Origin of the sequence: Micromonospora yangpuensis, assembly GCF_900091615.1 — a bacterium.
Classification (GTDB): Bacteria; Actinomycetota; Actinomycetes; order Mycobacteriales; family Micromonosporaceae; genus Micromonospora; species Micromonospora yangpuensis.
In genome coordinates this window covers 654,282-672,302 of the sequence record NZ_FMIA01000002.1, presented here as the reverse complement: position 1 = coordinate 672,302, position 18,021 = coordinate 654,282, and the positions used below count along the sequence as shown (strand labels likewise).

The window sequence follows — 18,021 nt, the reverse complement described above, 5'->3', positions numbered from 1 at the left end:
TACCCTCGGTGCCGGCCGCCAACCCCCGGCCGGCACACTTTTGTCGGCAGGTCAGGGCGTGAAGGCACGCAGGCGCAGGCTGTTGGCCACCACGAAGACCGAGGAGAAGGCCATCGCGGCGCCGGCGATCATGGGATTCAGCAGGCCGGCGGCGGCCAGTGGCAGGGCGGCCACGTTGTAGGCGAAGGCCCAGAACAGGTTCTGCCGGATGATCCGCAGGGTGTGCCGGGCAAGCCGGATCGCCTCGGGTACGGCGGTCAGGTCACCCCGGACCAGGGTCAGGTCGCTCGCCTCGATGGCCACGTCGGTGCCCGTACCCATGGCCAGGCCCAGGTCGGCCCGGGCGAGCGCGGCGGCGTCGTTGATCCCGTCACCGACCATGGCCACCACCCGGCCCTCGCCCTGCAGCCGCTCGACCACCTCGACCTTGCCGGCCGGCAGCACCTCGGCGATCACCTCGTCGATGCCCACCTCGGCCGCGGTGGCCCGGGCGACGGTGGCGTTGTCCCCGGTGAGCAGGACCGGCCGCAGGCCCATCGCCCGCAGCCGGTCGATCGCGGCCCGACTGGTGGGCTTGACCACGTCGGCCACCACGAGGACGCCCCGGGCCCGGCCGTCCCAGGCCGCCACCACCGCCGTCCGGCCGCCGGCCTCCGCCTCGGTCACCGCCCGCCGCACCTCCACCGGTACGTCGACCTCGCGCTCGCGCACCAACCGGAGCCGACCGACCAGCACCTGCCGCCGCTCCACCGTCCCGGTGACACCGAGCCCCTCGACGTTGGCGAACCCGCTGACCGGCGGCAACCCGGCCGGCCCCGGCTTCCCGACGGCCGCCGCGGTGGGAACCGCAGCGGTGGGCTGCTCGGCGGCCGGGGCGGAACCCTCGGCGGTGGGCTGCTCGGCCGCTGCGGCGGGCTCCGGGGCGGTGGACCGCTCGGCGGCGGTGGCGATGGCGCGGGCGATCGGGTGCTCGCTGGCGGCCTCCACGGCGCCGGCCAGCCGCAGCAATTCGGCGCGGTCCTGGTCGGCGGCGGGTACGACATCCACCAGCGTCATCCGGCCGGTGGTGACGGTGCCGGTCTTGTCCAGCACCACGGTGTCGACCTGTCGGGTCGACTCCAGCACCTCCGGCCCCTTGATCAGGATGCCGAGTTGCGCGCCCCGGCCGGTACCGACCAGCAGAGCGGTCGGCGTGGCCAGGCCGAGCGCGCAGGGACAGGCGATGATCAACACCGCCACCGCGGCGGTGAAGGCCGCCGCCGGTCCGGCGCCGACGCCGAGCCACCAGCCGAGGGTGCCGACGGCGAGTGCGATCACGATCGGTACGAAGACGCCGGAGATCCGGTCGGCGAGCCGCTGCACGGCCGCCTTGCCGGTCTGGGCCTGCTCCACCAGCCGGGCCATCTGAGCGAGCTGGGTGTCCGCGCCGACCCGGGTGACGGTGACCACCAGCCGGCCGCCCGCGTTGACCGTCGCACCGACCACGGCCGAACCGGGGCCGACCTCCACCGGTACGGACTCACCGGTGAGCATGCTCGCGTCGACGGCGGAGGTGCCCTCGTCGACCACGCCGTCGGTGGCGATCTTCTCGCCGGGGCGGACGACGAACCGGTCACCCACCACCAGCTGGCCCACCGGCACCCGGGTCTCCACCCCGGCACGCAGCACGGCGACGTCCTTGGCACCCAGCTCCAGCAGGGCGCGCAGCGCCGCCCCGGCGGTCCGCTTGGCCCGCGCCTCGAAGTAGCGGCCGGCCAGGATGAACGTGGTCACCCCGGCCGCCGCCTCCAGGTAGATGTTGCCGGCGCCGTCGGTGCGGGAGATGGCCAGGCTGAACGGGTGGGTCATGCCCGGCTCGCCGGCGGTGCCGAGGAAGAGCGCCCAGACCGACCAGCCGAACGCGGCCAGGGTGCCCAGCGAGACCAGGGTGTCCATGGTCGCCGCGCCGTGGCGCAGGTTGACCCAGGCGGCCCGGTGGAACGGCGCTCCGCCGTAGACCACCACCGGTGCGGCCAGCACCAACGACAGCCACTGCCAGTAGGTGAACTGCCAGGCCGGCACCATCGCCAGCACCACCACCGGGACGCTGAGCAGCACCGACACCCAGAACCGGGTACGCACCGGATCGGCCGGCCCAGCGGCGGCGGCGGTCGATCCTGCGGCGGTCGGGCCGGTGCCGGTCGGCTCGGCGGCGGGGGCCGGCGGGGGCGGCAGGGCGGCGGTGTAGCCGGTCCTGCGCACCGTGGCGATCAGGTCGTCCGGGGTGGTCGCCGCGCCGTAGTCGACAGTGGCCTTCTCGGTGGCGTAGTTGACCGTGGCGGTGACCCCGTCCATCCGGTTCAGCTTCTTCTCGATCCGGGCGGCACAGGAGGCGCAGGTCATCCCGCCGATGGCCAGTTCGATCCGGTGGGGTGCCGACTCCAGGGGCTTGCCGGTGGTGGTCACACTCCGCTCCCGTCAGTTGTGCCCGTGACCCGGCACGCCGGGTGAACCCGAAGGGCTGAGGCTGGGGCTGGCCGGGGGTGGGGTGCCGGGGGTGCGGGGGCCGACCGCCTGGCCGACCCCGTACGCCGCACCGAAGACCACCACGAGGCCGAGCAGGAACCCGGCCAGCCTGGCCGCCGTGTTCACCGGTCCACGAGGTCGTAACCGGCCTCGTCGACGGCGGCCCGGACGGCGGCCGGGTCCAGCGGCTCCGCACTGGTGACGGTGACCTGACCACTTGCCAGGTCCACCTGGACCTCGTCGACCCCGGCCAGCGCGCCGACCTCGGCGCTCACCGCCTGCACGCAGTGCCCGCAGGTCATGCCCTGCACCTGGTAGATGTCGGTGACCATGTCCGTACTCCTCTCGACCGGAGCCCACCATATACCCATGGGGGGTATCTCAACCACTACCGGGTAGGGGTAATTTGTCCTGGAATACCCGCCGGGGGTAGGGCGTACCCTGGCGAACATGACCACTTCGACGCCCCCCACCCGGGGCTACACCGCCAGCAAGGACCAGCTTCTCGCTCGGCTGCGCCGGGTCGAGGGTCAGGTCCGGGGCATCGAGAAGATGGTGGACGAGGACCGTTACTGCATCGACGTGCTGACCCAGATCTCGGCGATCCAGGCCGCCCTGGACAAGGTCGCTCTCGGCCTGCTGGACGGGCACGCCCGGCACTGCATGCAGGAGGGCGCCGCCGAGGGGCACGCCGACGAGATGGCCACCGAGATGATGGCCGCCGTCGGCCGGCTGATGAAGCGCGGCTGACCCACAACCTCCGCACCCGTCGGCCGAGTGGCTACCATTCCCGCGACGGGCATCCGGGTCCCACCGCCGCCCCCGGTTCGCAGTCCGTGACCACTCCGGCACGCAACGCCGCGAACCGGACCGGTGTGCCGGCCGAGTGAACCGACCGGCGCGGCGACACGTAATCCGTCGTGGATCGTTTGGAGAGAGTCGCAGATGGGTGCCGACCACAGCCGTCCCGCCCCGCCCACCCCGCCGGGGGTACGGCGGGTCCTCGTCGCGACCGTGGTGCCGCTCTTCCTCGTCACCCTGGTCGCCGCGCTGATCCTCTGGCCGGACCGGGCACCGCAGGTCGACGGGGGCGGGGACGTGCCCCGGTACCACGGCACGGTGACCCGGGTGGTGACCGAGGCGTGCCCACCTGCCGCGCCGACCCCGGAGGGCCCCGCGTCCGCCCCCGAGGGCCCGTGCGGCACCGCCACCGTCCGGGTCGAGCAGGGACCCGACGAGGGGCAGCAGGTCGAGACGCCGATCCCGGACGGTCCGGGGGCGCCGACCATCGCCGTCGGTGACGAGATCGTCCTGGTGGAGTTGACCGATCCGGCCGACCCCGAGTCGAGCAGCTACAACATCGCCGAGCACCAGCGGGGCAAGCCGCTGATCTGGTTGGCCGTCCTCTTCGCTGCCGCGATCGTGGCCTTCGGCCGGTGGCGCGGCCTGGCCGCGCTCGGTGGCCTGGTGGCGAGCTTCGCCATCCTGCTCACCTTCGTGCTGCCCGGCATCAGCGCCGGCCGGTCACCGCTGCTGGTCGCGGTGGTCGGCGCCGCACTGATCATGTTCGTGGTGCTGTACCTCACCCACGGCATCAGCGCCCAGACCTCGGTGGCCGTGCTCGGCACGCTGGGCAGCCTGGTGGTCACCGGTCTGCTCGGCAGCGCGGCCACCGCCGCCACCCACCTGACCGGGTACGGCACCGAGGAGGCCACCACCCTGTCGATGTTCCAGGGCAACGTCGACCTGCACGGGCTGCTGCTCGCCGGGATCATCATCGGTTCCCTCGGGGTGCTGGACGACGTCACGGTCACCCAGGCCGCCACGGTCACCGAACTGGCCCACGCGAACCCGGGACTGTCCCGGCTCCAGCTCTACCGGTCGGCCACCCGGGTCGGCCGGGCGCACATCGCGTCCGTCGTCAACACCATCGTGTTGGCGTACGCGGGCGCGTCGTTGCCTCTGCTGCTTCTGCTGGTCGCCGACTCCCGACCGGTCAGTCAGGTGCTGACCAGCGAGTTCCTGGCCCAGGAGATCGTCCGTAGCGCGGTCGCCACGCTCGGGCTGATCGCCGCCGTACCGCTCACCACCGCGCTCGCCGCGCTGGTGACCGCCGCCGGTCGGGGCACCGCCACCGACCGGGCCGCCACCACCGCCGGAGCCCCCACCCCGCCTGGTGGCGGCACCGGCTCGGCCCGCCCGCCCGCACCGCGGGACGACGCGCTCCAGGCACTGAGCGCACCCCGGGCCGCCAGTCAGTCCCCCGACGCCCCCGCGAGGTGGCCCGACCAAGAAAGGAGCACCGACACCGCATGGTGACACTCCTCAGCGTGACCGCCGACGACTCCATTGATGAGAAGCACATCACTGGTCACGCGACATCGCGGAGAAATTACGCGTTGAGTCGGCATCCGGACGTAGATCCCAGCGCCGACTCTCGGGTAACCTCGCTGCCGGTCACCGCCGAAGGCGCGCACCCGCGCCAGCGGTACCGCCGCCCAATCGCCGAACGGCGAGCCGGGGAACCAGGTACATGGGGTGAATCCGCACCAGCGGTAGGGGCCACTTCCGTCCCGAACCCGTCAGCTAACCCGGTCGGCGGCCGACGGAAGGGACGACTGTGACGGCACTCCTACGCCGCTGGTTGACGCCGGCGGCGGCCGTGCTCACCGCACTGGCCATCTTCTCCGGCCCGCTGCCGGCCATGGCTCAGCCCGCCCAGCCCTCGGGGCACGAGGACGGCGACTCGAAGCTGCTCAACGACGTCATCGAGACGACCAACCGCAGCTACACCCAGGCCAAGTCCAAGCTGGAGAAGTCCAAGAAGCGGCAGCTGCAGCTCGACATGGAGGTGCGCCGCGCCCAGAACGAGCTGGACGAGCTGGCCCCGCAGGTCGGTCGGATCGCCGCCCAGTCGTACCGCAGCGGCCGGATCGGCGGGATGGCCATGCTGCTGGAGAGCAACGCGCCGGACTCGTTCGTCCAGCGGGCCCAGGCGCTCGACGAGCTGAACATGGTCAACGCCCGAAAGCTGGCCGAGGTGCAGACGGTCAAGGACAAGGCCGATCAGGCCAAGCAGGCCCTGGACGCCGAGGTACGCGAGCAGCAGAAGCAGGCCTCGGTGATGGCCAAGCAGAAGCGGGAGGCGGAGAAGTCGCTCGCCCTCGTCGGCGGCACCGGCCTGACCGGGGGCCTGGTGGTGGCCACGTCACCGGTGGCCAAGATCGCCCCGGGCCGCGACGCCAACGGCAACTGGCGCCCGATGAGCTGTACCGAGAACGACCCCACCACCTCCGGTTGCATCACGGCGCGCACGCTGCACATGTACAAGGAGGTCAAGCGGGCCGGCTTCGACCGGTTCGTCGGCTGCTACCGCCCCGGTGGCCCGTGGGAGCACCCCAAGGGCCGGGCCTGTGACTGGTCGCTGCAGAACAGCGGCTTCGCGCCCTGGCACAACAACGACACCCGGATGTACGGCAACAACCTGACCGCGTTCCTGGTACGCAACGCCGACCGGCTGGGCATCTACTACGTCATCTGGAACCGGCAGATCTGGTTCCCGGCCACCGGCTGGAGCTCCTACAGCGGACCGTCGAACCACACCGACCACGTACACGTCTCGCTGCTCTGACCACCCCGAGACACCGAACGGGCCGTCCCCCACGCGGGGGCGGCCCGTTCGCCTGTCCTGACCGGTGTGGGCGGGGTCAGCCGGCGGCCGGGGCGGCGGCCACCGTCCGCACCTCTCCGGCGGCCAGCTGGTAGGACATGCCGACCACGGTGCAGCGGCCAGCGGCCACCTCGGCGGCCAGCACGGCCGAGTTGCCCAACAGCTCCTCGACGGTCTGGGCGATGTGGATGTCGATGATCCGGGCCGGGTCGTCGACTCCCTGGGCGGCGGCCCGGCGCAGGCTGGGCACCACCGCGTCGACCACCGCGCCGAGATGTCCCGGCGGCCGGGCCCCGGTGCTGACCGCCGTCGCGGCCGCCTGCACGGCACCGCACGAGTCGTGCCCCAGCACCACCACCAGCGGCGTGCCGAGGACCGTCACCGCGTACTCGACGCTGCCCAGCACCTCGGGCCCGGTGGTGTGGCCGGCGGTCCGCACGACGAAGAGGTCACCCAGCCCACGGTCGAAAATGATCTCGGCGGCGAGCCGGGAGTCGGAGCACCCGACGATGACCGCGAAGGGGTGCTGTTCACCGGCGACCGCGGTGCGGTGTCCGACGTCCTGGTTGGGGTGCCGCGGCGTACCGGTGACGAACCTGCGGTTGCCCGCGTACAGCTCGGCGAGCGCCTGTTCCGGGGTCTGCGGCGGATCGGGCTGTGCCGACGGCGGCTGGGCGGGAGGAAGCTCCGGGTCCGACTGCGACCCGGTCGACGGAGTGGAGATCAACGTCCTCACCCTTCGGAAGGTGACCGGTCGACCCCGTCCGCCACGGACGCGGTCCGCCACCACGTTCACACGCAGCGCAAGACACGTCAAGCTATACGTGATATGCATTTCAGGTGTCGGGACGACGGTTCACGTCGACCGGCTCGCGAACGACGATCGTGAAGGCTGGTCGTATCTTGACGGACATGGCGACGACACCACGCGGAAGCGGGAGCACCCGGCACTGGACCTTCCTCACCAACCACGCGCACGTCCTGCTCGCCATCGCGCGTAACCCCACCGCCCGGCTCCGGGACGTCGCCCACGAGGTAGGGGTCACCGAGCGCGCCGCCCAGGCGATCGTCGCCGACCTGGAGGCCGGCGGCTACCTGCGGCGCACCCGGGTGGGCCGGCGCAACGAGTACACCGTCAATCCGGACGGCCACTTCCGGCACCCGGCCGAGGCGGACCGCCAGGTGGGTGACCTGCTCGCCCTCTTCACCGCCGATGCCGCACCCCGATCCACCCCCGCCGCCCCGCCCTCCTGACCGGATCCGGACCGCCACCGGGTGACCAGCCTCACCGCCGGTCACCGAACAAGTCGGCACCGCGGCTGAACCCGGAACCCCGGTTGCCCGTCGTGCCTGCCATGCCACGAAAAGCGGACAGCAACCCGGCGTCTCCGGCGACGTACTGGAAGAACCTCGGCGAGTTCATCATGAAGCACCTGGATGAACCCGCGAACTGGAAGAAGCCCCTGCCCGCCTCGGCCACCAGCGCGGACGGGACGACGCTCCACCCGGACACCGCGATCAAGAACGTCCTGAACCATGGCTCCTACCCGCCGGCCTGCCCCCCGCAGACCCAGGATCTGATCAACAACTACCTGCGGGTGGGTGCGATCGACGTCGGCTCGTTCGGCACGGACGCACACATCGACAAGCTCATCGCTCGGAAGTCGCCGTCCGCACCGACCGCGGAGATCGCCGCCCTTCGGTCGGCCGCCGCGCCGGACCCTGGACAGACACCGCCGACCACCGCCACCCGGCCGGCTGCCACCGATCAGCAACTGGGCGCCTCCGGGCCACGGCAACCCCACGGTCGTAACTGACGGCGTACCCCGGGGTGCGGGCCGACCCACCAGGTACGTCCACCTCGGTCGACAAAGGGCCATCCGGTGCCGGCGTCCACAAGGGAGTGAATGGGTCCGGTCACGTGGTTGGTCCCGGCCGGGCCGGGGCGCTAGGTTGGTGGGATGCCGCCCGTGACGTCCACCCGCCCCCTGTGGCCGGTGACGCTGCGGGAGCTGACCCGCCTGGCGGTGACCCTCCTGGTGCTCACCCTCGGCCTCGGTGGCGCGGCCCTCGCGCTCTCCGGTCCGCCCGCGTCCGCCGCACCCGCCGGGTCCGGCAGCGCCACCGCGCCCGACAGCCGCCTCGTGCTCGACGGCCGCCTCGTGACCGACAGCCGCCTCGTGCTCGACGGTCCCTTCGGGACCGGCCACCGCGGCCCGGTCCACAGCCGCACCGGACCCGTCGACCACCTCGCGGTCGACGGCGGGGCACAGTCGCGGTCGGACTCCCCGGGCCTGGATCGGGTCACCGAGGTGGCCCTCCCGCAGCAGCCGTCGTCCCCCCGGGTCGACGGCACCGCCCCGGCCGTGGTGCCGGTGCCCGTGCGGGTGCCCGCGGCGGAGCCGGTCCGGGGTCTGCCCGCCCGGCGCGGTCCCCCGCTGGCCTGACCGGCCGACGCCGCCGACCGGCGGCCGGCCGCACCGGCACCCGTCCCGGTTGGCCCCCGCAGCCGCCGCTGCGCCCACCGTCGGCCCACCCGCGACGATCCGTCGGTGCCGTACCCCTCGTGCCCGGCCCGGCCGCGAGCGGTTCGACCCCAGCGCACCCGGGCACCCCGATCGGCAGTTCCTCCTTCGACCATCACGAGGTGTTGGTGATGCAGACCGTCCTCTCCGCCGTACTGATCGACGTGCCACAGGCCGCCGCCATCTGGTTGGCCCTGATCGCCGTGGTGGCGACCACCGTCGCCGTGCTGGTGCTCCGCCCGGGTGGCGTCGGCGTCGACGTCGCCCGCCGGATCCGCGAGGCCGCCCTGCCGAGCACCCTGGAACGGGCCGAGGAGGACCGCGACCGGGAACGGTACGCGGCCGAGGTGGCGGTGGCCGCCGAACGGGCGGTCACCACCGCCCAGCGCCACCGGGCCGAGTGGCTCGCCGCCCAGGACGAGGTGGAGGCCGCCTGGCAGGCGTACCAGGACGTCGAGGCGGACGTCCAGCGGCTCTCGGTAGCCGCCGCGCTGCCGCTGCCGCGTACCGTCCGGACCCCGGCCGAGTACGCCGACCGCGAGCGTTTCCTGCACCGGACCGCCCTGGACGCGTACTGGCGTCGGGAGCTGTCGGTGGAGCAGCTCAGTGACGTCTTCGCGCACCGCAACGGTTGGGACCCACGGCGGCACCCGGTCGAGCAGGAGCTGTTCCTGCGGCGGGCGGTGCTGGCGAACCTGCAGGAGCGGCACCGGACGGCGCAGGAGCGGGAGCGGGCCGCCTGGCAGGCCGCCGAGCTGGCGGTCGCCGCCGCCGGCAGCCTGCGGCAGGAGGCCTTCGCCGCGACCGAGCCGGCCCCGGAGTCGGAGCACTCGCTCCTGCCCGGTGTCGACCCGGTGGAGGTCACCGCGCCGGTGCTGCCGGCCGCACCGGTGGCCCGGGGACGCGCCGCGGTGCCCGCCTTCTGATCCGGCCCGGATGTCCCGGGGCAAGCTCCTGGCCGCCTCGGCGGGCCTGGCGGACGCGCCACGCGCCCCGGCCGCCGAGGGAAGCGGCGTACGCCCCGACGGTGGGTTAGCGTCTAGCCATGTCCCAGGAGACCTGGCTGCTCGTCGTCGCCGGCGCCGTCGTGGCCCTCGCGACCCTCACCGGTGCCGTGGTGCTGGCCGTCCGGGTGATCCGGACCCGACGCATGCTCGGCAGCCTGGGCGCCGGTGGCCGGGTCGCCTTCTACGGGGCGCTTGCCTACACCGTCCTGCCGGTCGACCTGTTGCCGGACCCGATCTACCTGGACGACATGGGGGTGCTCGCGGCGGCCCTGATCTACCTGACCCGGTTGGCGCACCGCCGGCGGGTCGCCGGCAGGCCGGCGGTCACCGCGCCGGAGCACCGGCCCGTGTCATGATCGGGGCATGTCACGAGCCCCGGTCGACCACCGGTTGGACCCGCGGGACGACCGGGTCGCCCGGTTCTGCGGGGAACGCCATCTCGCCACGCTGACCACCGTGCGGCCGGACGGCACGCCGCACGTCGTACCGGTCGGGGTGACCTTCGACGCCGGAGCCGGGCTGGCCCGGGTGATCACCTCACGCACCTCGCGCAAGGCCCGGCTCGTCGCCGCCGCGCCCGGCACGGCGGTGGCGGTCTGCCACGTCGACGGCCGACGGTGGCTGACCATCGAGGGCCGCGCGGTGGTCCGGACCGACCCGGCCGCGGTACGGGAGGCGGAGCGCCGCTACACCGAGCGGTACCGTCCGCCACGACCGAACCCCGACCGGGTGGTCATCGAGATCACCGTGACCCGGCTGCTGGGCAGTCTCTGACCGCGCCCACCCTCAGCCGCGCCCACCCCAGCCGCGGCCGGGCCCGGCACAGCCGGGTGCCGGCGGTCAGAGGTCCGGTGCGATCTGGCTGCCGGTTGCCGCGTCGGAGACGGTGATCGCCTCCATCGGGCAGGAGTCGGCGGCGTCCCGGACCGCGTCGTCCGGCTCGATCCGGTCGGTAAGCGGCTGGGACAGCCCGTCGGTGAGCGCGAAGTGGCCCGGTGCGACACCGGCGCAGATCCCGGCGCCGATGCAGCGAAGGGCGTCGACCTCGATCCGCCAGCCGTGCTCCGTCGTCGCCATGCCCGCCCTACCAGCTGACCGGTAGCGCGGTCAGGCCCCGGACCAGCAGCCCGCTCTTCCAGCTCAGCTCCGCCTCGGGCACCCCCAACCGGAGTCCCGGCAGCCGTTGGGCAAGTGTTTCGAGCACCACCTGAAGCTCCATCCGGGCCAGTTGGGCGCCAATGCAGTGGTGCACCCCGTGACCGAACCCGACGTGCGGGTTGGTCTCCCGGGACAGGTCCAGGGTGTCCGGATCGGCGAAGACCCGCTCGTCGCGGTTGGCCGAGGCGATGGAGACGATCACCGGTTCGCCGGCGCGTACCAGCACCCCGCCGACGGTGACGTCCTCCAGCGCGTACCGGGGGAAGCCGGCGGTCGCGCCCAGCGGCACGAACCGCATCAGCTCCTCCACCGCGCCCGGCAGCAGCTCCGGTTCACGGCACAGCCGCGCCCAGGCACCGGCCTCGGTGAGCAGCACGTACACGAAGTTGGGGATCTGGGTGACGGTGGTCTCGTGGCCGGCGGCGAGCAGGCCGGCGGCGAGCCGCACCACCTCCTCCTCGGTGAGCCGGTCGGCGTCGGCGTCGCGGGCCTCCACCATCGCGGTGAGCAGGTCGTCGGCCGGGTCGCGGCGGCGCTGGGCGATCAGACCTCCGATGTACTCGAAGAGGTTGTCCAGGTACCGCTGGGCCTGCTCGTCGCTGAGCGAGGTGGTCGAGACGATCGCCTCCGCCCAGGTGTGGAACCTGTCCTGGTCGGTCACCGGCACCCCGAGCAGGTCGCAGATGACCCGGATCGGCAGCGGTGTGGCGACGTGCTCGACCAGGTCCGCCGGGGCACCGGCGGCGATCAGGCCGTCCACCAACTCGTGCGCCACCGCCCGGGTACGGGGGCGCAGCTGCTCCACCCGACGGGCGGTGAACGCCTTCGCCGCCAGTCGCCGCAGCCGGGTGTGCTCCGGCGGGTCCAGGCCGAGGATGCCGGTCTGCACCTGTCGCTCGGTGTTGCGCGGTTCGTCGCGCCCTTCGGCGGCGGCCCGGCTGAACCGGGCGTCGCCGAGCACCGTCTTGACGTCGGCGTGCCGGGTGGCCAACCACACCGGCTCGCCGAAGGGCAGACGTACCCGGATCAGTGGCTCGTCCCGGCGCAGCTGGGCGTAGCGCGGATCCAGGGTGAGGCGGTCCGGGGCGCTGAAGGGATAGCGGGGCGGGATCGTCGCGTGGGTCGCAGCGGTCAACGAGGACTCCCTGTCGTTTCCGGCGCCACGCCAGGGCGACGCCGGTCCGGGGATCATGACTGGACGGTGAGTTATGCCATGATTGCGGATGGTAGCGAGAGTTGTCGATCGCCACCACCCCCGGGTGTCGGAGTGACGTACCACGGGTAACGGACTGCCCGGCGACCGAGGAGGACCGACGTGACACCTGACGAATCCGGGCGGACACCCGGGGCGGCAACCACCGGGCCCCGTCAGAGCTGGGCGGCGTTGCCGTGGCTGGTCCGCACGGCGGTGCTGTGGAGCGCCTGCCTGGTGGTGATCGCGGCCGGGATGTACCTGCTGGGAAAGGTCGCGGTGCCGCGGCGCTCAGTGCAGTCGGTTGGCGAACCACCCGGCGGTCTGGTCGGCCACCTCGTCGAGGGCGCCGGGCTCTTCGAACAGGTGGGTCGCGCCGGGTACCACCCGCAGCTCACCCACCCCGTCGGGCAGCTGGCCCAGGGCCTCCTCGTTGAGGGTGAGCACCTGCTCGTCCGCGCCACCGACCAGCAGCAGCGTCGGTGCGCGTACCTGGGACAGGGCTCTGCCGGCCAGGTCCGGCCGTCCGCCCCGGGAGACCACCGCACCCACCTGGTCGGTCCGGGCCGCTGCGGCGACCAGGGCGGCGGCGGCCCCGGTGCTGGCGCCGAAGAGCCCCAGCGGCAGGGCGGTGACCCCCGAGGCGGCGCGCAGCCAGTCCACGATCGCGGTCAGCCGGTCGGCCAGCAGACCGATGTCGAAGCGGAGTTCGGCGGTCCGGGCGTCCACCCGCTCCTCCTGCGGGGTGAGCAGGTCGACCAGGACGGTGCCGAGCGACCGCCGGTGCAGCACCCGGGCCACCGAGGTGTTGCGCGGGCTGTGCCGGGAGCTGCCGCTGCCGTGGGCGAACAGCACCACGCCGTTGGCCTCGGCGGGCACCACCAGATCGGCCGCGAGGGCAGCTCCGGCCACCGGGATCGTCACCGCGCTGCTGAGTGTCTCCATCTGCGACCTCCCCGCCCTCGCCGGCACCGGCACCGGCCGTCCCGCTTACCCGCCCCGGCGGGTCCGACACCGCCGGCCGGCCCGACACCGCCGGCCCGCATCGCCGGCCGGCCCGCGTAGACGGTCACCACGGCTCGGCCACCGCGGTCGGGCAGGCCGTTTGTCGGCTACGCCGACGGGTAGCCGGCGGGCGTCGGAAGTCGACGCGAGGCGGGCGGAGGACCACCATGGGCGAGCGATCCGAAAAGTCCCGGCAGAGCGGGCCGGACCGGAGCGAACCGGACAAGGAGCGGGACTGGGCGGACGAGGCCGCGCGGGCCCGCACCGCCGACGACCCGCGGGCGCGGGCACCCCGTGACGCCACCGGCACCCCCTCCACCGGCGACCGCTGACCCGGCCCGCCCGGGACCCGAGCGGGCCGGGACGTCCCGAGCGGGCCCGAGCGGGCCGGGACCTCTCAGGTCACTTGTCCGGTACGGGCGGCGGGTGCATCAGGGGTGCCCGGCCGGCGGGCTGCTCCGGGTTGGGGCCGCTCGGCTCGGCCGGCGGGTTGGGCAGCGTGGTCGGCTGGGCGCAGGTTACCGTGACGGTCTCGTCGTGGTGCCGTAGCTCCAGCACGGTGTCCGGCCCACCGTTGCGCAGCGCGTACGTCGTGTGGTGCGGTCGGACGTCCACCCGCAGCCGCATGGACCGCCACTGCAGGGAGAACTCCAGCCGGGTGAGCCGACTGGGCAGCCGGGGAGCGAAGGACAGCGAGCCGTCGTGGTCCCGCAGCCCACCGAAGCCGGACACCAGCGCGATCCAGGCCCCGGCCAACGACGCCATGTGCACCCCGTCGCGGGTGTTCTCGTTGAGGTCGTGCAGGTCCATCAGCGCTGCCTCGCGCAGGTAGCTGTGCGCCAGTTCGGGCTGGCCCACCTCGGCCGCGAGCACCGCCTGGGTGCAGGCGGACAGCGACGAGTCGCGTACCGTCCGGCGCTCGTAGTACGCGAAGTTGCGGGCCTTCTGCTCGCCGGTGAAGGCGTCACCCCGCCAGTGCATCGCCAGCACCAGGTCGGCCTGCTTGACCACCTGTTTGCGGTACAGGTCGAAGTACGGGTAGTGCAGCAGCAGCGGGTACTTCTCCCCCGGGGTGTGCTCGAAGTCCCACTCCTGGAGCCGGGTGAAGCCCTCCACCTGCTCGTGGACGGCCATCTCCGGGTCGTACGGCAGCGACATCGACTCTGCCGCGTCCCGCCAGCCGGCCGCCTCCTCCTCGGTGACCCCGAGGGCGAGCGCCTCGTCGTGCAGCCGCATGGCCGCGTCGGCGGCGGTGGCCAGGTTCCGCTGGGCCATCAGGTTGGTGTAGATGTTGTCGTTCTTGACCGCCGTGTACTCGTCCGGGCCGGTCACCCCGTCGATGTGGAAGTTGCCCTGCCGGTCGTGGTGGCCAAGCGAACGCCAGAGCCGGGCGGTCTCCACCAGCAGCTCCAGGCCGATCTCCCGTTCCAGCTGCTCGTCGCCGGTGACCAGGACGTACCGGCGCAGCGCGTCGGCCACGTCGGCGGCGATGTGGAAGGCCGCCGTCCCGGCCGGCCAGTACGCCGACGACTCGGCCCCCTCGATGGTGCGCCAGGGGAACGCCGCGCCGTGCAGGTTCAGCGTACGGGCCCGGTCCTGGGCCTGGTCGAGAGTGGAGTGCCGCCAGAACAACGCGTCCCGGACCGCGCTCGGTTGGGTGTAGGTGAGCACCGGCAACACGAACATCTCGGTGTCCCAGAACGCGTGGCCGTCGTACCCGGGACCGGTGAGTCCCTTCGCGGAGATGGGTCGGCGTTCGGCGCGGGCGCCGGCCTGCAGCACGTGGAACATGCCGAACCGGACCGCCTGCTGCACCTCCGGGTCCCCCTCGACCACCACGTCGGCGGCGTCCCAGAACTCGTCGAGGTACTCCCGCTGGGCCCGGCGCAGCCCGTCCCAGCCGTCCAGTTTCGCCGCCGCGAGGGCCGCGCCCACCTGGTCGCGCAGCGCCGGCAGGGAGCGCCGGCTGGACCAGCCGTAGGTGAGGTACTTGACCACCCGCAGCGTCTCGCCGGGGGCCAGCACGCACCCCACGGTGGTACGCACCCAGTCCTCGTACCCCTCGGACTCGACGGTGGTGCGCGTCGGACCGGACACCTCGTGGTCCATCGCGGCGGCGACCCGCAGGCCGGAGACCTTGGTCCGGTGGATGAGCAGCCCGCCGTCGCCGGTGGTCAGCTCCTCCTCGGCCAGCAGCGGTGACTCCAGCACCGCGGCGACCCGTGGGTCCCGGCTCTGCGGCGGCAGCGACTCGTTGGCCACCAGCTCCGACTGGAGGATCAGCCGCAGCGGGCCGTCCACCGCCTCGACCTCGTAGCTGATCGCGGCGACCGAGCGTTGGGTGAAGGAGACCAACCGGGTGCTGCGTACCCTGACCTCCCGGCCGGCCGGCGAACGCCAGTGCAGCCGGCGGTGCAGGGTGCCGGCTCGCAGGTCGAGGATGCGCTCGTGGTCGAGGAGTTCGCCGTAGCGCACGTCGAGGGGCTCGTCGTCGACCAGCAGCCGGATCAGCTTGCCGTTGGTCACGTTGACGATGGTCTGGCCGGACTCCGGGAAGCCGAAGCCCGCCTCGGCGTACGGCAGGGGCCGCAGCTCGTAGAAGGAGTTGAGGTACGTCCCGGGCAGGCCGTGCGGCTCGCCCTCGTCCAGGTTGCCGCGCAGTCCGACGTGGCCGTTGGAGAGCGCGAAGACCGACTCGGACTGGGCGAGGACGTCCATGTCCAGCCGGGTCTCCCGGACGTGCCACGGCTCGACGGGATAGGCCCGTTCACGGATCATCGCTGGTCACCCCGATCGGCGTCGAGTAGGTCGGCGAGGTCGTCGACGACGATGTCGGCGCCGTGGGCCCGTAGTTCGTCGGCCTGACCGCCCCGGTCGACGCCGATCACGTAACCGAATCCGCCGGCCCGACCGGCGGCGACCCCGGCGAGGGCGTCCTCGAAGACGGCGGCGTGGGCCGGGGCGACCCCGAGCAGCTTCGCGCCGGCCAGGAAGGTGTCCGGGTGCGGCTTGCCGCGCAGCCCCTCGGCGCGGGCGACCACCCCGTCCACCCGCGCTTCGAGCAGCGGTGCCAGGCCGGCGGCGGCGACCACCTCCTGGCAGTTGGCGCTGGCCGAGACGACCGCCCGGCGCAGCCCGGCGGCGACGGTCTCCTTCAGGTACCGCACCGAGCCGGGGTACGCCTGCACCCCGTCGGTGCGGATCCGCTCCTTGAGGACGATGTTCTTGCGGTTGCCCAGGCCGTACACGGTCTCCGCCTCCGGCGGGTCGTCCGGGCCACCGTCGGGCAGCACGATGCCCCGGGAGGCGAGGAAGGAACGCACCCCGTCGGCACGCGGTCGCCCGTCGACGTAGCGGTGGTAGTCCGGCCCGGGATCGAAGGGCCGGTACGGCTCACCGGTGGCTGCCGAGTGGGCGCGCAGGAACGCGTCGAAGGTCTGCTTCCAGGCGGCGTTGTGCACCAGGGCGGTCTGTGTCAGCACACCGTCCAGGTCGAAGAGGCAGGCGGTCACATGAGCAGGTAGGCCCAGCACGGCTACGACACTATCCACCCGCCGGGCCCGGCAAACGCCTATCGAAGCCCGATCACCCGGGGTGTCGTGGCAGCCACCCACAATCACATCGATGCAGGTCAACGCCAACCGATGTCGATCCGGCCGCCCCGCTCGTCGAAGAAGTGCAGGGCGTCCATGCGTACCGAGACGGTCAGCGGATGGCCGGCGGTGACCGTCGGGTACGGGGCCAGACGCACGGCCAGTTCCGCCGGCCGCCGGTGGTGCCGGCCGGGGTCGCTGAGCACGCTGCCGCCGCGCCGGTCGGTGGCCGGTGCCGGCGGCGGTGCCGGCTCCACCGGCCGACCGGCCAGCCGCTGCACGACCCGCCCGAGCCGACGCAGCCCACGCTGGCCGGGCTCGGTCACCTCGACCGGGGCGCCCATCTCGTCCACCACGACCGCGGTGGCCCCGATGTCGAGGAAGGCCAGCGACTCGTGCCCGTGGTGCTCCAGGTACCGGATCCGCCCGCGCAGCACGTCGCCCGGGTCGTCGGGCACCACCGGGGTCAACGCCTCGGCGCGCATCCCCACCACGATCCGCTCACCGTGGTAGTGCGCCACGGCCCGACTGCGGATGTCGGTCCAGGGCAGGTAGAGCGACTGCTCACCCAACTTGAGCTGGACGTACCGGTCGAGGTGGACGTAGACCGAGGCCTCCAGCAGGTTCATCCGGGGACTGCCGAGGAAGGCCGCGACGTAGAGGGTGGCCGGTCGGCCGTACACCTGGGTCGGGGTGCCGACGTCCTGCAGGACACCGCGCCGCATGATCGCCACCCGGTCGGCCATGGTCAGCGCCTCGGCCTGGTCGTGGGTGACGTAGATGGTGGTGACGCCCAACTCCCGGGTGAGGGCGGAGATCTCGGCCCGGAGTTCCGCGCGCAGCCCACTGTCCAGGTTGGACAACGGCTCGTCCATCAGGAACAACCCGGGCCGGCGGACGATCGCCCGGCCCATCGCCACCCGCTGCCGCTGCCCGCCGGAGAGCTGGCTCGGCTTGCGGCCCAGCACGTCACCGATGCCCAGCGCGCTGGCCACGTCGGCGACCCGTTCGCCGCGCGGGGCCGGCTCGATCCCGGCCAGCCGCAGCGGGAAGGAGATGTTCTCCCGCACCGTCATGTGCGGGTAGAGCGCGAAGTCCTGGAAGACCATGGCGATCCGGCGGTCCTGCGGTGGCAGGTCGTTGGCGAGCTCCCCGTCGAGCAGCACCGCGCCCCGGGTCGGGTCCTCCAGCCCGGCGATCATCCGCAGCACCGTCGACTTGCCGCACCCCGAGGGGCCGAGCAGCACCATGAACTCGCCGTCGTGCACGTCGAGGGTGACGTTGTCGACCGCGAGCGTCCCGTTGCGGAACACCTTGCTGACGTCCTTCAGCGCGACGGTGGTCACCGTCTCCTCCCCCAGGCAGC

20 protein-coding genes and 1 riboswitch are annotated in these 18,021 nt (G+C 73.1%); of the genes, 10 read left to right on the top strand and 10 right to left on the bottom strand.

Going from position 1 to position 18,021, the window contains the following annotated elements:
* Positions 1–51: 51 nt before the first annotated feature.
* From GA0070617_RS03315 to GA0070617_RS03310, 3 genes are read right to left on the bottom strand one after another with little or no spacing between them, the layout of a single operon-like run.
* Positions 52–2,445, bottom strand: a complete 2,394-nt coding sequence (locus GA0070617_RS03315; protein ID WP_091433812.1) for a heavy metal translocating P-type ATPase — start codon at positions 2,443–2,445, stop codon at positions 52–54.
* Positions 2,446–2,457: 12 nt separating this feature from the next.
* Entirely contained in the window at positions 2,458–2,631 is a 174-nt protein-coding gene (locus GA0070617_RS30340; RefSeq protein WP_175440421.1) for a hypothetical protein, read from the bottom strand.
* Positions 2,628–2,837 (bottom strand): heavy-metal-associated domain-containing protein, encoded by a 210-nt coding sequence (locus tag GA0070617_RS03310; RefSeq protein WP_091433809.1) that lies wholly within the window; start codon positions 2,835–2,837, stop codon positions 2,628–2,630. The genes GA0070617_RS30340 and GA0070617_RS03310 overlap by 4 nt, the downstream gene beginning before the upstream one ends.
* Positions 2,838–2,955: 118 nt before the next feature.
* Here GA0070617_RS03310 and GA0070617_RS03305 point away from each other — a divergent pair, with 118 nt between their 5' ends.
* From GA0070617_RS03305 to GA0070617_RS03295, 3 genes are all read left to right on the top strand, one after another.
* Entirely contained in the window at positions 2,956–3,255 is a 300-nt protein-coding gene (locus GA0070617_RS03305; RefSeq protein WP_091433807.1) for a metal-sensitive transcriptional regulator, read from the top strand.
* Positions 3,256–3,450: 195 nt separating this feature from the next.
* Positions 3,451–4,824 (top strand): YibE/F family protein, encoded by a 1,374-nt coding sequence (locus GA0070617_RS03300; protein ID WP_091433805.1) that lies wholly within the window; start codon positions 3,451–3,453, stop codon positions 4,822–4,824.
* 166 nt (positions 4,825–4,990) lie between these two features.
* Positions 4,991–5,121, top strand: a riboswitch (cyclic di-AMP (ydaO/yuaA leader).
* 4 nt (positions 5,122–5,125) lie between these two features.
* Entirely contained in the window at positions 5,126–6,136 is a 1,011-nt protein-coding gene (locus GA0070617_RS03295; RefSeq protein WP_091433804.1) for a coiled-coil domain-containing protein, read from the top strand.
* A gap of 76 nt (positions 6,137–6,212) precedes the next feature.
* Here GA0070617_RS03295 and GA0070617_RS03290 read toward each other — a convergent pair whose 3' ends face one another.
* A complete protein-coding gene (locus GA0070617_RS03290; RefSeq protein ID WP_229688416.1) occupies positions 6,213–6,791 on the bottom strand; it encodes a carbonic anhydrase in 579 nt (192 codons plus the stop codon).
* Positions 6,792–7,087: 296 nt separating this feature from the next.
* Here GA0070617_RS03290 and GA0070617_RS03285 point away from each other — a divergent pair, with 296 nt between their 5' ends.
* From GA0070617_RS03285 to GA0070617_RS03260, 6 genes are all read left to right on the top strand, one after another.
* Positions 7,088–7,429, top strand: a complete 342-nt coding sequence (locus GA0070617_RS03285) for a helix-turn-helix transcriptional regulator (protein WP_091433801.1) — start codon at positions 7,088–7,090, stop codon at positions 7,427–7,429.
* A 101-nt stretch (positions 7,430–7,530) separates the two neighbouring features.
* The gene (locus GA0070617_RS03280) at positions 7,531–7,992 is read left to right on the top strand and encodes a hypothetical protein (protein WP_091433798.1); all 462 of its coding nucleotides are present in this window, start codon (positions 7,531–7,533) and stop codon (positions 7,990–7,992) included.
* 144 nt (positions 7,993–8,136) lie between these two features.
* A complete protein-coding gene (locus GA0070617_RS03275; RefSeq protein WP_091433795.1) occupies positions 8,137–8,622 on the top strand; it encodes a hypothetical protein in 486 nt (161 codons plus the stop codon).
* 209 nt (positions 8,623–8,831) lie between these two features.
* Complete coding sequence (locus GA0070617_RS03270) at positions 8,832–9,626, top strand: hypothetical protein (RefSeq protein WP_091445826.1); 795 nt, start codon at positions 8,832–8,834, stop codon at positions 9,624–9,626.
* 119 nt (positions 9,627–9,745) lie between these two features.
* The gene (locus GA0070617_RS03265) at positions 9,746–10,063 is read left to right on the top strand and encodes a DUF1232 domain-containing protein (RefSeq protein WP_091433791.1); all 318 of its coding nucleotides are present in this window, start codon (positions 9,746–9,748) and stop codon (positions 10,061–10,063) included.
* A 7-nt stretch (positions 10,064–10,070) separates the two neighbouring features.
* The gene (locus tag GA0070617_RS03260) at positions 10,071–10,481 is read left to right on the top strand and encodes a pyridoxamine 5'-phosphate oxidase family protein (RefSeq protein WP_091433788.1); all 411 of its coding nucleotides are present in this window, start codon (positions 10,071–10,073) and stop codon (positions 10,479–10,481) included.
* A 66-nt stretch (positions 10,482–10,547) separates the two neighbouring features.
* Here GA0070617_RS03260 and GA0070617_RS03255 read toward each other — a convergent pair whose 3' ends face one another.
* The 3 genes from GA0070617_RS03255 to GA0070617_RS03245 all read right to left on the bottom strand — a co-directional run bounded on the left by GA0070617_RS03255 (position 10,548) and on the right by GA0070617_RS03245 (position 13,002).
* On the bottom strand, positions 10,548–10,784 hold the full coding sequence (locus GA0070617_RS03255) for a ferredoxin (RefSeq protein ID WP_091433785.1): 237 nt from the start codon (positions 10,782–10,784) through the stop codon (positions 10,548–10,550).
* 7 nt (positions 10,785–10,791) lie between these two features.
* Positions 10,792–12,000 carry a cytochrome P450 gene (locus GA0070617_RS03250; protein WP_229688405.1) on the bottom strand — a complete coding sequence of 403 codons (1,209 nt, stop codon included), beginning with the start codon at positions 11,998–12,000 and terminating at the stop codon, positions 10,792–10,794.
* Positions 12,001–12,348: 348 nt separating this feature from the next.
* The gene (locus GA0070617_RS03245) at positions 12,349–13,002 is read right to left on the bottom strand and encodes a dienelactone hydrolase family protein (protein ID WP_091433778.1); all 654 of its coding nucleotides are present in this window, start codon (positions 13,000–13,002) and stop codon (positions 12,349–12,351) included.
* 227 nt (positions 13,003–13,229) lie between these two features.
* Between GA0070617_RS03245 and GA0070617_RS30335 the strand changes: the two genes are divergently transcribed.
* Entirely contained in the window at positions 13,230–13,394 is a 165-nt protein-coding gene (locus tag GA0070617_RS30335; protein WP_175440420.1) for a hypothetical protein, read from the top strand.
* A gap of 70 nt (positions 13,395–13,464) precedes the next feature.
* Here GA0070617_RS30335 and GA0070617_RS03240 read toward each other — a convergent pair whose 3' ends face one another.
* The 3 genes from GA0070617_RS03240 to GA0070617_RS03230 form a co-directional block, all read right to left on the bottom strand.
* Positions 13,465–15,840 (bottom strand): glycoside hydrolase family 65 protein, encoded by a 2,376-nt coding sequence (locus GA0070617_RS03240; RefSeq protein ID WP_091433774.1) that lies wholly within the window; start codon positions 15,838–15,840, stop codon positions 13,465–13,467.
* Complete coding sequence (locus tag GA0070617_RS03235; protein WP_091433771.1) at positions 15,837–16,595, bottom strand: beta-phosphoglucomutase family hydrolase; 759 nt, start codon at positions 16,593–16,595, stop codon at positions 15,837–15,839. Before GA0070617_RS03235 ends, GA0070617_RS03240 begins: the two co-directional genes overlap by 4 nt.
* A gap of 98 nt (positions 16,596–16,693) precedes the next feature.
* A complete protein-coding gene (locus GA0070617_RS03230; protein ID WP_091445825.1) occupies positions 16,694–18,001 on the bottom strand; it encodes an ABC transporter ATP-binding protein in 1,308 nt (435 codons plus the stop codon).
* Positions 18,002–18,021 lie beyond the last annotated feature (20 nt).

What these genes read in the sequence shown, in the direction of transcription:
- GA0070617_RS03310 (WP_091433809.1), bottom strand. Translation starts at nt 2,837, where the DNA reads ATGGTCACCGACATCTACCAGGTGCAGGGCATGACCTGCGGGCACTGC.
- GA0070617_RS03305 (WP_091433807.1), top strand. Translation starts at nt 2,956, where the DNA reads ATGACCACTTCGACGCCCCCCACCCGGGGCTACACCGCCAGCAAGGAC.
- GA0070617_RS03300 (WP_091433805.1), top strand. Translation starts at nt 3,451, where the DNA reads ATGGGTGCCGACCACAGCCGTCCCGCCCCGCCCACCCCGCCGGGGGTA.
- GA0070617_RS03285 (WP_091433801.1), top strand. Translation starts at nt 7,088, where the DNA reads ATGGCGACGACACCACGCGGAAGCGGGAGCACCCGGCACTGGACCTTC.
- GA0070617_RS03280 (WP_091433798.1), top strand. Translation starts at nt 7,531, where the DNA reads ATGCCACGAAAAGCGGACAGCAACCCGGCGTCTCCGGCGACGTACTGG.
- GA0070617_RS03275 (WP_091433795.1), top strand. Translation starts at nt 8,137, where the DNA reads ATGCCGCCCGTGACGTCCACCCGCCCCCTGTGGCCGGTGACGCTGCGG.
- GA0070617_RS03270 (WP_091445826.1), top strand. Translation starts at nt 8,832, where the DNA reads ATGCAGACCGTCCTCTCCGCCGTACTGATCGACGTGCCACAGGCCGCC.
- GA0070617_RS03265 (WP_091433791.1), top strand. Translation starts at nt 9,746, where the DNA reads ATGTCCCAGGAGACCTGGCTGCTCGTCGTCGCCGGCGCCGTCGTGGCC.
- GA0070617_RS03260 (WP_091433788.1), top strand. Translation starts at nt 10,071, where the DNA reads ATGTCACGAGCCCCGGTCGACCACCGGTTGGACCCGCGGGACGACCGG.
- GA0070617_RS03255 (WP_091433785.1), bottom strand. Translation starts at nt 10,784, where the DNA reads ATGGCGACGACGGAGCACGGCTGGCGGATCGAGGTCGACGCCCTTCGC.
- GA0070617_RS03245 (WP_091433778.1), bottom strand. Translation starts at nt 13,002, where the DNA reads ATGGAGACACTCAGCAGCGCGGTGACGATCCCGGTGGCCGGAGCTGCC.
- GA0070617_RS30335 (WP_175440420.1), top strand. Translation starts at nt 13,230, where the DNA reads ATGGGCGAGCGATCCGAAAAGTCCCGGCAGAGCGGGCCGGACCGGAGC.
- GA0070617_RS03240 (WP_091433774.1), bottom strand. Translation starts at nt 15,840, where the DNA reads ATGATCCGTGAACGGGCCTATCCCGTCGAGCCGTGGCACGTCCGGGAG.